Origin of the sequence: Paracoccus sp. J55, from assembly GCF_000513975.1 — a bacterium.
Taxonomy (GTDB): domain Bacteria; phylum Pseudomonadota; class Alphaproteobacteria; order Rhodobacterales; family Rhodobacteraceae; genus Paracoccus.
In genome coordinates this window covers 1-12,075 of the sequence record NZ_AZVA01000007.1, presented here as the reverse complement: position 1 = coordinate 12,075, position 12,075 = coordinate 1, and the positions used below count along the sequence as shown (strand labels likewise).

Sequence of the window (12,075 nt, the reverse complement as noted above, 5' to 3'; positions counted from 1 at the left end):
TTGGCAAATTCAAATCCGGGAGAGCACTATCATGTCGGTGAATTTGGCCTCGATCGAGATGCGGCTGCTGGTGGTCATGGATGCGCTGCTGGCCGAGAACTCCGTCAGCAAGGCCGCCGCGCGGCTGGGGATGTCGCAACCGGCCACCAGCAATGCGCTGAACCGGCTGCGCCAGCTGTTCAACGATCCGCTGTTCGTCCGGGTCGGCAGCGCCATGCAGCCCACGGCCCGGTCGCAGGAGCTGGCCGCCCCGCTGAGCGAAGCCTTGCGCCAGATCGAGAATATCCTGGTCCCGCAGGATTTCCAGCCGCAGGACATGCCCTGGGTGTTCACCCTGGCGGTATCCGAGAACGCCTCGGCGGTGCTGCTGCCGGCGCTGCTGGCCCATCTGGCCGAAACGGCCCCCAATATCCGCGTCCTGGCCGAATCGCACAGCAATGCGCAGCTGGTCGAGATGCTGGACCGCAACGCCATCGACTTCGCCATCGGGGTGATCCCGCATCTGCCGCGCCGCTTTTCGCGCGCGCCGCTGTTCCATGACCGCTATGTCTGCATGATGCGCCGCGGCCATCCGCTGGCGCAGGGGCCGCTGACATTGGATGAATTCCTGCAGGCGGAACATCTCGCCGTGAAGCCGGGCTTCGGCGAGACGAGCCGGGTCGACCAGCTGCTGGCCGAACGGGGCATCCAGCGGAACATCTTCGCCACGGCCCACCAGTTCGTCGCGGCGCCGGCCATCGTGGCGCATACGAATCTGCTGGCGCTGATGCTGGAACGGATGCTGCCCATGTTCGACACATCCGCGCTGCACATCACCGAGGCGCCGGTCGAGGGGCTGTCGGTCCGCTCGGACCTGGTCTGGAGCCAGCCGCGCTCGTCCCTGCCCTCGCATAAATGGATGGCCCGAAAGATCCAGGCGGTGGCGCGCACCCTGCCGCAGGATCCCCGGCAGACGCCGGACGCGGCCCTGCCCGCCCTCGCAAACAGCCTTCGACATGACAAAGGAGACAGACCATGGACGCCATGACCACGCCCGCCGCCCGGCAGGGCACGACGCCGCTGCGCGACGGCGCAAGCCTTGCCTGGCGGCTTGCCAATCCCGCCGGCACGACGCGGATGGCGCTGGTCCATTCGCTGGCGATGGACGGCGCCTTCTGGGACGCGGTGGTCGCCTGCCTGCCCGAGGACGTGGCGGTGCTGGCCATCGACTGCCGCGGGCACGGCCGCTCGACCAGATCCCCCGGCCCCTTCACCGTCGAGCAATTCGCCGACGACCTCGCCGAGGTCATGGAGGAGCTGGGGTGGCAGGGCGCCCTGGTCGCCGGCGCCTCGATGGGCGGCTGCGTCGCGCTGGCCTTCGCCACCCGCCACGCCGGCCGGGTCCGGGCGCTGGGACTGATCGACACCACCGCCTGGTATGGCGAGAATGCGCCGGCCGCCTGGGAAGAACGCGGCATGAAGGCCGTGACCGAGGGGCTGGACGCGCTGGTCGGCTTCCAGAAAAGCCGCTGGTTCAGCCCGGCCTTCATCACCCGCAGCCCCGAGGTCGTGGAGCAGGCCGTCGCGACCTTCATGGCCAACGACGTCGCCAGCTATCTGGCCACCTGCCGGATGCTGGGCGCGGCGGACCTGCGTGCGGGCTTGCCGCGTTTCGACCTTCCCACGGCCATCGTGGTGGGCGAACACGACTACGCCACGCCGCCGGAAATGGCGCGGGCCATGGCCGAGGCGATTCCGGGCGCCACGCTGGAGATTCTGCCCGATTTGCGGCATTTTACCCCGCTGGAGGCACCCGAGGCGATCGCCGCGGCCCTGATGAGACTGGCGGGAAAGATCTGACCGATGCGGCAGCAGGCGCGCAATGCCGGGACGACGGGGGAAGGGGTGCTCTGGCGCTTCGCGCTCGCCGTCTATGCCGAGCCCGGCGTCAAGGCGGAATGCCTGCATTTCCAGGACCGGCAGAAGGGCGATGTCTGCCTGCTTCTCGCGGCCCTGTTCCTTGCCGCGCGGGGGATCGGCGTCGAGCCCGGCGCGCTGGGGCGGCTGGAACGGGCCGTGCCCTGGCCGGCGCGGCTGCATCTGCGGCTGGCGCGCGGCCTCAGGAAACGCCTGCCCCGCGACGGCGGGGCGGGCCGCCTGCGCAAGGCGCTGCTGGCGCATGAGCTGTCGCTGGAACGCGCCCGGCTGGCCCGGCTGGAGGCGGCGCTGGCGCCCGAATGCGCCGGCCGGGGCGATATCGGGCCGGACACCGCCCTGCGCCTGCTGGCCGACAGCCTGGCCGATTTCTACCGGCTGGACCGGCTTCACCTGCCGGCCACCTTTGCCGCAGCCGGCAGAATCCGCGCCCGCCCGCGCGGGCGGTGAAACGCCATGTCGCAGAGCGAAGCCGGTCCGCACCGTCCCGAAACAGGCAGCAAAGCCATGGTTCTCGACAGGCCGGTCCGCACGGTCGGCATCCTTCTGGCGGCTGGCGCGTCCCGCCGCTTCGGCCCCGGCGACAAATTGCTTGCCCCCTTGCGGGGCAGGCCGCTTGTGCACTGGTCGGCAAGCGCGCTGCAGGATTCCGCCTGCCAGAGGGTCGCGGCGATCGTGTCCTCGCACGAGGTCGAGGCCGCCTTGCCGCCCGGATTCGTCGTCCGGCATGTCCCGCCCTTGCAATCGATGGCCCGGTCCTTTCGCGCCGCTGTCGGGCTTGCGGAAAAGATGTCGGCGGAAAGGGCGCTGATCTGCCTGGGCGACATGCCGGCGATAACCGCCGGCCTGCTGGGCGAATTGCTGGCCAGGCGCAGGAACAGCGCCTGCCGCTCGGCCGGGCGCCGCCTGCCGCCGGTGCTGCTTTACGCCTCGTCCTATCGGGCCGCGCGGGAAAGCGCCCGGGCCGATGCGGGCGCGCGCGATTTCATCGCCCGCCTGCCGGCCGAGGACCTGCTGGAGATCGGCGAGGAAAGCGCCGCGGACGTGGATACCGTGTCCGATCTCCGCTTTCTCGGCGGAGGGTTCTAGCCGCTGGCATTCGGCGGCGCGGCGCCTGTTCCTGTCCGCGGCGGGCGGCTTTCCATCGGACGGGAGAGGGTTTTCGCGCGGCCAAGGAACGGATGCATGCCGGGCGCGTTGTCAGAAATCCGCTTCCCGCGACCTTGATCGTCCAGGAACCATGTTTGCGCGCATCCGCGCGCGGGGTCGCCAGACATGGAGGGAAGGCTGCGCATGAAGGAAGGACGTCAGGCGTTCCTGCTCCGTCTCAGCGATGCGCTGGCGGCGATTCCGGATGCCGCGGAAATCCAGGAAACGGCGGCGCGCCTGCTGGCGGAACGCCTCGGCGCGGATCGCGCCGCCTATCGCGAGGTCGCGGCGCCGAACGATGCGCGCAACGCCGGGACACATGCCCGCCCGGATGCCCCCGGCCGGCAGGGCGATGACCGGCAGGGCGATGGCGGGGCGCGGCTGGCGGGCCGGATGGGCGAGCGGCTTCGGCAGGGCAAGCCGGTCGCGCTGGCCGATATCGCGCAGGATCCCCGCATCGGGGCCGAGGCGCGCCGGGCTTTTCTGGCCACCGGAACCCGGGCACTGCTGGTGGTCCCGCTGCTCCGGCACGGCCGGGAGGCGGCCAATCTGGTCCTCGAACACGGCGCGCCGCGCGACTGGACCCCGGCCGAGGTGAAGCTGGCCGCCGAGGTGGCGGAGAGAGCGCGGGCCGCGGCCGAGCGGGCGGGGGCGCAAATCATCCTGCGCCAGAGCGAGCAGCGCGTCAGCAAGCTTCTCTCGCTGATGCCCGCCGCCGTCTACACCTGCGATGCCGAGGGCCGGCTGACCTTCTTCAACCGCCGCGCCGCCGAGCTGTGGGGGCGGGCGCCGCGGCTCGACGATGCCGGCGAGCGGTTCTGCGGATCGTTCCGGCTGTGGACCGCCGACGGCGCGCCGCTGCGGCCCGAGGACAGCCCGATGGCCGAAGCCCTGCGCGACGGGCGCAGCGCCCGCAACCTCGAAATCGTCCTCGAACAGCCCGGCGGTGCCCGGCTGGTCACCCATGCCAGCATCGACCCGCTTTACGACGATGACGGCCGGCTGGCGGGGGCGATCAACGTCTTCGTGGACGTGACCGAACGCAAGCAGGCCGAGGCCGCCCTGCAGGCCAGCGAGGAAACCCGCCGCCGGAACCAGAACTGGCTGGCCGCGCAAAAGGAGGCGTTCCGCGCCGCCATGGACGGCGCGGCGCTGGACGTCTCTCTGGGCATCCTTGTCGCGGCGGCGGTCGAGCAGGAAAAGGGGGCGCTGCGATGCGCCTTTTACCTTGCCGATCTTGAAAGCGCGACGCTGCACCATGTCGTCGGCATGACCGACGGCTATGCCGAGCGGGTGAACGGCTTCGAGGTCTCGCCCGAGTCGCTTGCCTGCGGACTGGCCTTCGCCAGCGGCCAGCCGGTCATCACGCCCGACGTCACCCGGGAACCGCGCTGGCGGCCCTGGATCTGGCTGGCGCGCGACTTCGGCTATCGCGCCTGCTGGTTCTTTCCGGTCGAGACCGCCTCGGGGCAGCTCGTGGGCGCTCTGGCAATGTATTTCGCCGAGCCGCGCGAGCCCACGGCCCGGGATCGCGAGCTTGCCGCGGCGCTGACCCAGACCGCGGCCATCATCATCTCGCGCATGTATGCCGAGGCGGCCTTGCGCGGCAACGAGGCGCAGCTGGCCGAGGACCTGCAGGCGATGGAGGAGCTGCACGCCGTGGTGAGGGATCTGGTCGGCGCCAAGTCGCCGCAGGCGCTTTATGACCGCATCGTCCAGGCGGCGGCGGTGCTGATGCGTTCGGATGCCGCCAGCATCCAGGTGCTGGACCATGAACACGGCCAGCTGAAACTGCTGGCCCATCGCGGATTTCACCCCGAATCCGCCCGGTTCTGGGAATGGGTCGGCATGGATGGCGCCAGTTCCTGCGGACGGGCCTATCACAGCGGCGACAGGGTGGTGATGGCGGATCTGGAACCGCTGATCGACGATCCGGCCGAGGTGGGGGCCTATCGCCGCTCGGGGCTGCGCGCCGTGCAGTCCACGCCGCTGCGGACCCATCGCGGCACGGTGCTCGGCATGCTCTCGACCCATTGGCGCCGGCCGCACCGGCCCAGCGAGCGCGAGTTGCGCTTCCTGGACCTGCTGGTGCGGCTGGCGGCCGATCTGGTCGAGCGGGTGCAGGCCGAGGACCGGCTGCGCGCCAGCGAGGAGCGGCTGCGCCGGTTCGGAGAGGCCTCGCATGACATCTTGTGGATACGCGACGCGAAAACCCTGCAATGGCAATATCTCACCCCCGCCTTCGAGACCATCTACGGGCTGGGGCGCGACGCCGCGCAGGCGGGCGACAATTACCGCGCCTGGATCAGGATGATCGCGGCCGAGGACCGGCGCAAGGCCAGCCATGCCATGCGCCAGGCCCGCCTGGGCCGGCACGTCACCTTCGACTATCGCATCCGCAGGCAGAACGACGGCACCACCCGCTGGCTGCGCAGCACCGTCTTTCCGATCACCAACACCGCCGAGCGGGTGACGTTGATCGGCGGCATCGGCCACGACCTGACGCAGCTGCACAAGGCGGGGCTGCGCCTGCAAACGCTCATGGAGGGGATCCCCCAGCTGGTCTGGCGCGCCATCGACGGCGGGCACTGGACCTGGTCCAGCCCGCAATGGACCGACCATACCGGCCTGAGCAGCGAGGACAGCGCCGGGCTGGGCTGGCTGGACGCGCTGCATCCCGACGACCGGGACAAGGCCATGCATTTCTGGAACGCCGCCGTGCGCACCGGCCATCTTGAGATGGAGGGCCGCATCCGCCATGCCGCGACCCGGCAATACCGCTGGTTCCAGACCCGCGCCACGCCCGTCCGCGACGAATCCGGCATGATCGTCGAATGGCTCGGCACCTCGACCGACATCCACGAGCTGCGCGAATTGCAGGAGCGGCAGAAGGTCCTTGTCGCCGAATTGCAGCACCGGACCCGCAATCTGATGGGCGTGGTCCGCTCGATGGCCGACAAGATCGCGCGCACCAGCACCGACCTGGCCGATTTCCGCGAGCGGTTCCACGACCGCCTGGCGGCGCTGGCCCGGGTCCAGGGCCTGCTGTCGCGGCTGGAGGAACATGACCGCGTGACCTTCGACGACCTGATCCGGACCGAGCTTTCCGCCATGGGCAGCGCCTCCGGGCGGGTGGTGCTGCACGGACCGCCGGGCGTCCGCCTGCGCTCCTCGACCGTGCAGATTCTGGCCCTGGCGCTGCATGAGCTGGCGACCAACGCGGTCAAATACGGCGCGCTGGGTCAGCCGGCGGGCCGGCTTGCGGTAAGCTGGCGGCTTCAGCCGCAGGGCGGGCAGGACAAGCCCTGGCTGCATATCGACTGGCGCGAAAGCGGGGTCAGGATGCCGCCTTCGGGCGCGGGTCCGCATGGCAACGGCCAGGGCCGCGAACTGATCGAGCGCGCCCTGCCCTATCAGCTCAGCGCCCGGACCTCCTACAGCTTCGGACCGGACGGCGTGCATTGCACCATCTCGATCCCGGTCTCTGCCAGCACGACGGAGCCGGACCGGCATGACTGAACCCCTGCTCAAGGCCCGCCGCATCCTTGTGGTCGAGGACGAATTCCTGCTTGCGGCCGAGCTTCGGGGTGAACTGGAACGGGCCGGCGCCATCGTGGTCGGGTGGGCGGGAACGCTTCAGGACGCGATGGCGCTGATCAGAGCCGAAAAGCGGCTGGACGGCGCGCTTCTTGACGTGAACCTGCACGGAGAAGCCGCCTTTCCCGCAGCCGACCTGCTGATAGAGCGGGGGGTGCGGTTCGTGTTCGTGACCGGCTACGACCAATCCGCCCTGCCCGACCGCTTCGCGGGCATCCTGCGGCTGGACAAGCCGGTCGATATGGAAAAGCTCGCGCAGGCCATGGGCGGGTGAACCCCGCCGCAAGGCGGGCAACGGATCAGTTCAGGTGACGCCTGCGCCGTTTCGCATATTCCTTCCCGAGCAGCCGCAGAAGCCACGCTTTCAGCTCCTGCTCGGCCTGTCCCCGCTCGGTCATCGCGACGGCGGATTTCAGCGCCGCCTCGACCAGCCGCTCGGCCGAGGCCCTGTCCGGCATCACCCGCTGCGCCTGCACCAGCATGTCGACCACGATGGTTTCGATCGATTCCGAAGGCCGGGCGGGCAGGCGGTCGTGTTGGGCATGCAGGTCATGCAGCATCGGCCGGGCGTGGCTGGGCTTGCTGTAGATCCGGGCATCGCGGAACCGCGGCGGCACGAGCTCGTGATGGCCGCCGGTCAGAAACAGAAAGGGGATGCCGGAGCTCTTCAGGGAATCGGCGATGCAGAAAGAGGTCTCGTCGCCCAGTTTCACGTCGAGGATGGCGGCCTCGATCCGGTCGTCGCAGAGAATGGCGTCATGCACGTCCGCAAATGGACCCACGACGGAATCGCCCAGCTCAAGGATCTCGGTCGTCAGCTGTTCCGCCAGGAAATAATCGTCCTCGACAACGAGAATGCGCAACCTTCACCCCCCTTCTGCGGGCGCACTGGTCGCATCCCGGAACCAGCCGCGGCCTGCCCCCGTGATCACGATCTGCCCGCCCGAACCCACCGGACCCGAACCAACTCGCAAGCGCGTGGAATGTTCCCCGGCGCGGCCGGCATGGCCAAGCCGCAGGCAGCGCCATGGCGGACGCCTGCAGACCCGTGCGCTGTCATGGTCCCTGCGGCAGAACATCGGGCTGGTGGGGACCGCCGGAATCAGGCGGTCCCCGGCGCGGATAGGGTTACCAGTCGTCGCGGAACCGGCCGCGCGCGCCTTCGCCCACGCGGTCGTCGGCGCGGGTATAGCCGCGGCGCCCGCGGTCGTTGTAATCGCGCAGCTCGTCCTGGCGGCGGCGGCGCTCGGCCTCCTCGTCGCCGAACCACGAGGCGACCTCGTCCCCGGCGCGGTCCATCCAGTCGCGATCGTCGCGGCCATAGCCGCCTTCCCGGTCCTGCCGGCGATGGGTGCCGTAGGCGCCGCCGTAATCGCCCCGGCCATAGCCGCGGCGGCGATCGTCGCCATAGCCGCCGCCATAGCCGCCGGGCCGGCCGGAATAATCGCCGTAGGGCGTGCCATAGGCGCCGCGCCCATAATCGCCGTAGCGCCCCGACCGGCCATAGTCCCGGTCGCGATAATCGCTGTCGTCGTCGCGGGCGTAGCGGCTGCGATAGGACCGCTCGGAATAATCCGGGTCCCAGCGATTGCGGTCTTCGTCCCTCCAACGATCTGCCATGTCATCCTCCTGTTCACGGTCAGCGCCGCCGCGGGCGGCTGGGTGCGGACAACCGGGGGCGGGCCGGAATGTTCCTGAAAACCGCCGCCCGCCTACCAGAGCTGCGCCGGCCGGGCGATCATCAGCCAGAAGATGCCGAGGACGGCGGCAAAGGCCGGAAAGCCGAAGGCGAACCAGGTCCGGAACAGCCGGAAATAGCGCGGCGGCAGCGCCTGCCCCTCGCGCAGCGCCGCCACGGCAAGGTCGCGCATCCGCATCTGCATCCAGACCACCGGCAGCCAGAAGGCGCCGGTCAGCAGATAAAGCAGCAGGGACAGCACGATCCAGTGCTCGCCCAGCCCGTAGCCCAGATGCCAGGCCAGCGCGAGCCCGGTCAGCGGCTGCGCCACCACGGCGGTGGCGGTGAACAGGAAATCCGCGATCACCACGATCCGCGCCACGCCGGCGATCACCGCCTTGTCGCCCGAGCGATGCGCCAGCAGCATGAAGAAGGCGATGCCGGCGCCGGTCCCCAGCAGCACCGAAGCGCCGATGATATGCAGGTATTTCAGGCCAAGATACAGCATCAGCGTTCGTCCAGGATCGCCAGCGCCACGAAATGCGCGAAAAGGATCGGCCAGATCTTCAGCAGGGGCCCCAGCGGTTCGTTCCACAGCTCGGGCAGCAGCAGCGTGCCGGCGACGATGTAGAAACAGGACAGCCCGATCGCCGCCCACAGCCCGCGCCGCGCCGTCGGCCGCCAGGCGATGGCCAGCCCGATGGCCAGATCGGCCAGCGCCCCGGCGACCACGCCCGGCCCGGCCAAGGCGCCGGTCCGGGCGCGATGCATCAGCTCCAGCCCGTTCTCGAAGCCGGTGGTCAGCGAAATCACCGCCGTCAGCGTCCAGAACAGCACCAGCACCACGAACAGAACCGGCTTGATGGGGTAAAGCCCGGCGAACCAGCGTTCCTGGACCGAGGCCGGACGTGCGCGCAGCGCCTCGGCCAGGCTGCGGGGCCGGATGCCGGTGATCTGCGTCCAGGGCCCCGGATCGCCGACGGCGCCGTGGCGGATCTCGCGCCGCGCGGTGCTGCGCAGCGGCGGGCGCCAGCCCAGCCTGCCGGCCAGATCACCCAGCCGGTAAAGCAGCCCGGCCGCCCATCGCGGCAGCGCCAGGGCCCGGGCCGGGCGCCAGCCCAGCCAGGCGCGATGCAGCGCCACCACCTCGGCAAAGGACAGCCGTTCGGGCCCGGCCAGTTCCAGCGCCAGCCGTGCCGGCCGGTCGGGCTGGACGACGAAGGCCACGGTCTCGACGACATCCTCCAGCGCCACCACCTGCAGGGGGCCGGTCTCGGGCATCACCGGCAGCACCGGCAGGACCGCCAGACCCCGGATCAGCGCGCTGGCGCCGAAGACCGGGCCGCCCAGCACCACCGAGGGCCGCAGGATCACCCAGTCCAGATCCAGCGCCATCAGCGCCCTGTCGCCTTCGAGCTTGCTGGCCGAGAAGGCCGAGGCCTGCTGCCGGTCCACCCCGATGGCCGAGAAATGCACCACCCGCCGGATGCTGGCCGCCGCGCAGGCGCGAAACAGCGCCGCCGCACCGCCGGCATGGGCGGCCGTCGTGTCCTCGCGGGCATTGTCCTGCAGCACGCCGACGCAATTCACCACCGCCTCGACCCCCTCAAGATGCGGCCGCCAGAGGTCGGGATCGTCCGCCTGCCCGAAATCCACCCGGATCCATCGCGACACCGCGCCGAAGGCGGGCGGGCGGGCGCTGCGGCTTGCCCCCAGCACGACATGGCCGTCGGCGGCAAGCCGGGCGCAGACGCTCTGCCCGATCAGGCCGGTCGCGCCTGTCACCAGCACCCTCATGGCCGGCCGGCCCGCGGCATGCTTCTGGGCCGCATCGCGGCGGCGCGCCTGAAAGCTGGGTGGTTCATGGTCCCGTCTCCCGCAAGAAAGGCCGGTCCTGAACCCGCTGGCGGCGGCTTTGTTCCGGCGTCGACGAAAAGCCCGGCCAAGGGCCATGTCGCGCAGGCAGTGCCTTTCGGGGTTTCAAGGACCGGCCGAAGGAAGCCCCCCGCTTTTAAAACGGGGGGCTGACTCTTAATGCTCGGCAGGTTCGATCCATACTCCCATCGCCTGCATTGCAATCACCGACGCTGCTGCAAAAACCGCGCCGGTCATGACGCCGGCAACCAGCGCCGATGCGAGAATCGTTTGATGTGGCATGCTCACCTCCTGATGCCTGTGAGCGGCGCCCCCACGCGCTTATGGAATTAACGCATGAGCAAAAACCCATTGGCGGAAATTGGCTGGACTGCCCATTGCGTCAGCACCCTGCAAGGCGAAATGGCACAGGCGTTTCCGGAATACGGGCGTGTCTGGAACAATGCAGCGATTTTCCGGTTGTTAGCGCCTTTGCCGGAAAAGGCATTTCAGCAAGGAAAGGAAAGAGCCATGGCAAGCAAGCATCCCAAGACCCGCCACCCCTCGGACGCCGATCTGCGGCACGATCCCGGTATCGGCCGTTCGAAGGGCGTCGACCGCAAAGACCCCGAGATCGGCGGCGAAAATACCTTCGAGGGCGATGTGCTGAACGATACCACGCCGCAGGGCGGCGTCGATCCCCGGCAGCGCGGCCGCGAAAACAAGTGACGCAGCGATATAATATCCAGGAGGCAAGAATGACCGGAAAGAAAACCCGTCAACAGCAGCGCCAGATTATCGAGAAGCGCGTGGATACCAGCAATGCCGGCAAGGATTTCGATTCCCGCCCCTATCTTGAGGCCGCAAAACATCCTCAGGGGCAGATAACCGAAGGGCGGGTCAGGCCGCAGGATCTGGAAAACGACGATGGCGACCCTTCTCCCAAGGGGGAAAATCAGGAAAGCCAGCACCACAAGCGCGACGGCCGGCCCGAGGACGAGGGCTGAGCCCCGCCCGGCCGAATGGCGAACCCGGTCGGTTCATCGCCCGAGGGCGGCCGGATCGAGGCCGAAGCGCCCGGGCCGGGGTCGCCGTCCCCCGACCGCCCGGAATTCGGCTCGGCCATCCGGCGATGCCGCTTGGCCAGCATTCTCGGCCAGCATTCCCGCGGGCGTCACATGCGCCGCCGCCACCTGCAGCCGGTTTTCCAGCCGGTGACGATCTGCTCCTCCCCGCCATCATCGCCTTGAAGCCCGCCTCGGCCACCGAGGTGGATCCTCTGTTTCATGCGAGGCCTGGCCGGGGTGGACGGCCAGCAGCGCCGTCGCCCGGCTTGAGGCTGTCTTGTCCTTCCGCAGGTCCTGCAGGGCTGCGGCTGTATCCCGGACTCTCCCGTCCGACGTGATTCAGTTTTGTCTGTTTGCGCGGATGAGGATGGCTGTGATGATGATCAGCAGCAGGATGGCGAGGACGGCGAGCCTCTGCGGCAGGAGGCGCGGGCCGGGGTTGCGGCGGGCGCGGGCGCCCTGGGCCAGCTCGGCGCGGCGCGCCAGGCGCAGCTGCTCGGGGCTGACCGGGGTGCCCGCCGCCTCGTCGTCGGTGCCCAGCGGCGCCGCCGCCGGGTCGGGAAAGCCCAGCTTGTCGCCGGTCCGGCCGGCGTCGATCTCGGCGCGCAGCCGCGAGGGATTGGCGCCGCGGCTCTCCTCCGGCCGCCTTTCCGTCTCCGTCTCCGGCCCGGGCGCGCGCGCCTTCTCCGTCGCCTTCTCCGGCCCGCTCATCGATCCGGTCCCACGGGGCGGAAAGGGGGCCTTGCGGCCCCCTCTCGCCCGGGTTCAGCGGCGCCCGCGCGAGGCATGGCGCCGGTCGTCGTCATCGTCGCGGCG

At 69.8% G+C, this 12,075-nt stretch carries 14 protein-coding genes; 8 read left to right on the top strand and 6 right to left on the bottom strand.

Translation table 11 applies throughout. The annotated features are described in order from the left end of the window. Positions 1 to 31: 31 nt before the first annotated feature. The 6 genes from PARJ55_RS21715 (at position 32) to PARJ55_RS0108570 (ending at position 6,934) form a co-directional block, all read left to right on the top strand. Positions 32 to 1,027, top strand: coding sequence for a LysR family transcriptional regulator (locus tag PARJ55_RS21715; RefSeq protein WP_084637804.1), 996 nt, complete (start codon positions 32 to 34; stop codon positions 1,025 to 1,027). Then, complete coding sequence (locus PARJ55_RS21710; RefSeq protein WP_232215683.1) at positions 1,015 to 1,839, top strand: alpha/beta fold hydrolase; 825 nt, start codon at positions 1,015 to 1,017, stop codon at positions 1,837 to 1,839. Before PARJ55_RS21715 ends, PARJ55_RS21710 begins: the two co-directional genes overlap by 13 nt. A gap of 3 nt (positions 1,840 to 1,842) precedes the next feature. Next, positions 1,843 to 2,364, top strand: a complete 522-nt coding sequence (locus PARJ55_RS22985; RefSeq protein ID WP_051416203.1) for a TIGR02444 family protein — start codon at positions 1,843 to 1,845, stop codon at positions 2,362 to 2,364. 57 nt (positions 2,365 to 2,421) lie between these two features. Further along, complete coding sequence (locus tag PARJ55_RS0108580) at positions 2,422 to 3,003, top strand: NTP transferase domain-containing protein (RefSeq protein WP_028712662.1); 582 nt, start codon at positions 2,422 to 2,424, stop codon at positions 3,001 to 3,003. A 204-nt stretch (positions 3,004 to 3,207) separates the two neighbouring features. Then, positions 3,208 to 6,582 carry a GAF domain-containing protein gene (locus PARJ55_RS22980; RefSeq protein ID WP_198019330.1) on the top strand — a complete coding sequence of 1,125 codons (3,375 nt, stop codon included), beginning with the start codon at positions 3,208 to 3,210 and terminating at the stop codon, positions 6,580 to 6,582. Next, positions 6,575 to 6,934: a response regulator gene (locus PARJ55_RS0108570; protein ID WP_028712661.1), complete on the top strand. Its 360-nt coding sequence runs from the start codon at positions 6,575 to 6,577 to the stop codon at positions 6,932 to 6,934. Before PARJ55_RS22980 ends, PARJ55_RS0108570 begins: the two co-directional genes overlap by 8 nt. 25 nt (positions 6,935 to 6,959) lie before the next feature. Here the strand turns inward: PARJ55_RS0108570 and PARJ55_RS0108565 are convergent, their stop codons facing one another. From PARJ55_RS0108565 to PARJ55_RS24765, 5 genes are all read right to left on the bottom strand, one after another. Beyond that, positions 6,960 to 7,523: a response regulator gene (locus PARJ55_RS0108565; RefSeq protein ID WP_028712660.1), complete on the bottom strand. Its 564-nt coding sequence runs from the start codon at positions 7,521 to 7,523 to the stop codon at positions 6,960 to 6,962. Between the two features lie 265 nt (positions 7,524 to 7,788). Further along, the gene (locus tag PARJ55_RS22975; protein WP_028712659.1) at positions 7,789 to 8,280 is read right to left on the bottom strand and encodes an SWFGD domain-containing protein; all 492 of its coding nucleotides are present in this window, start codon (positions 8,278 to 8,280) and stop codon (positions 7,789 to 7,791) included. Between the two features lie 92 nt (positions 8,281 to 8,372). Then, entirely contained in the window at positions 8,373 to 8,846 is a 474-nt protein-coding gene (locus tag PARJ55_RS0108555; RefSeq protein ID WP_028712658.1) for a DUF2269 domain-containing protein, read from the bottom strand. Then, positions 8,846 to 10,123: an SDR family oxidoreductase gene (locus PARJ55_RS0108550; RefSeq protein WP_232215682.1), complete on the bottom strand. Its 1,278-nt coding sequence runs from the start codon at positions 10,121 to 10,123 to the stop codon at positions 8,846 to 8,848. Before PARJ55_RS0108550 ends, PARJ55_RS0108555 begins: the two co-directional genes overlap by 1 nt. A 246-nt stretch (positions 10,124 to 10,369) precedes the next feature. Beyond that, complete coding sequence (locus PARJ55_RS24765) at positions 10,370 to 10,495, bottom strand: hypothetical protein (protein WP_256380434.1); 126 nt, start codon at positions 10,493 to 10,495, stop codon at positions 10,370 to 10,372. A gap of 54 nt (positions 10,496 to 10,549) precedes the next feature. Here PARJ55_RS24765 and PARJ55_RS24520 point away from each other — a divergent pair, with 54 nt between their 5' ends. Both PARJ55_RS24520 and PARJ55_RS0108540 read left to right on the top strand, forming a co-directional pair. Further along, positions 10,550 to 10,921: a hypothetical protein gene (locus tag PARJ55_RS24520; protein ID WP_232215681.1), complete on the top strand. Its 372-nt coding sequence runs from the start codon at positions 10,550 to 10,552 to the stop codon at positions 10,919 to 10,921. Positions 10,922 to 10,950: 29 nt separating this feature from the next. After that, a complete protein-coding gene (locus PARJ55_RS0108540; RefSeq protein ID WP_028712655.1) occupies positions 10,951 to 11,199 on the top strand; it encodes a hypothetical protein in 249 nt (82 codons plus the stop codon). A gap of 399 nt (positions 11,200 to 11,598) precedes the next feature. Here PARJ55_RS0108540 and PARJ55_RS22970 read toward each other — a convergent pair whose 3' ends face one another. Next, complete coding sequence (locus PARJ55_RS22970; protein ID WP_051416201.1) at positions 11,599 to 11,970, bottom strand: hypothetical protein; 372 nt, start codon at positions 11,968 to 11,970, stop codon at positions 11,599 to 11,601. Positions 11,971 to 12,075 lie beyond the last annotated feature (105 nt).

Excerpts from the sequence above, each read along its gene's own strand:
- PARJ55_RS21715 (WP_084637804.1), top strand. The coding sequence starts at position 32 with ATGTCGGTGAATTTGGCCTCGATCGAGATGCGGCTGCTGGTGGTCATG.
- PARJ55_RS21710 (WP_232215683.1), top strand. The coding sequence starts at position 1,015 with ATGGACGCCATGACCACGCCCGCCGCCCGGCAGGGCACGACGCCGCTG.
- PARJ55_RS22985 (WP_051416203.1), top strand. The coding sequence starts at position 1,843 with ATGCGGCAGCAGGCGCGCAATGCCGGGACGACGGGGGAAGGGGTGCTC.
- PARJ55_RS0108580 (WP_028712662.1), top strand. The coding sequence starts at position 2,422 with ATGGTTCTCGACAGGCCGGTCCGCACGGTCGGCATCCTTCTGGCGGCT.
- PARJ55_RS22980 (WP_198019330.1), top strand. The coding sequence starts at position 3,208 with ATGAAGGAAGGACGTCAGGCGTTCCTGCTCCGTCTCAGCGATGCGCTG.
- PARJ55_RS0108570 (WP_028712661.1), top strand. The coding sequence starts at position 6,575 with ATGACTGAACCCCTGCTCAAGGCCCGCCGCATCCTTGTGGTCGAGGAC.
- PARJ55_RS22975 (WP_028712659.1), bottom strand. The coding sequence starts at position 8,280 with ATGGCAGATCGTTGGAGGGACGAAGACCGCAATCGCTGGGACCCGGAT.
- PARJ55_RS0108555 (WP_028712658.1), bottom strand. The coding sequence starts at position 8,846 with ATGCTGTATCTTGGCCTGAAATACCTGCATATCATCGGCGCTTCGGTG.
- PARJ55_RS24765 (WP_256380434.1), bottom strand. The coding sequence starts at position 10,495 with ATGCCACATCAAACGATTCTCGCATCGGCGCTGGTTGCCGGCGTCATG.
- PARJ55_RS24520 (WP_232215681.1), top strand. The coding sequence starts at position 10,550 with ATGAGCAAAAACCCATTGGCGGAAATTGGCTGGACTGCCCATTGCGTC.
- PARJ55_RS0108540 (WP_028712655.1), top strand. The coding sequence starts at position 10,951 with ATGACCGGAAAGAAAACCCGTCAACAGCAGCGCCAGATTATCGAGAAG.
- PARJ55_RS22970 (WP_051416201.1), bottom strand. The coding sequence starts at position 11,970 with ATGAGCGGGCCGGAGAAGGCGACGGAGAAGGCGCGCGCGCCCGGGCCG.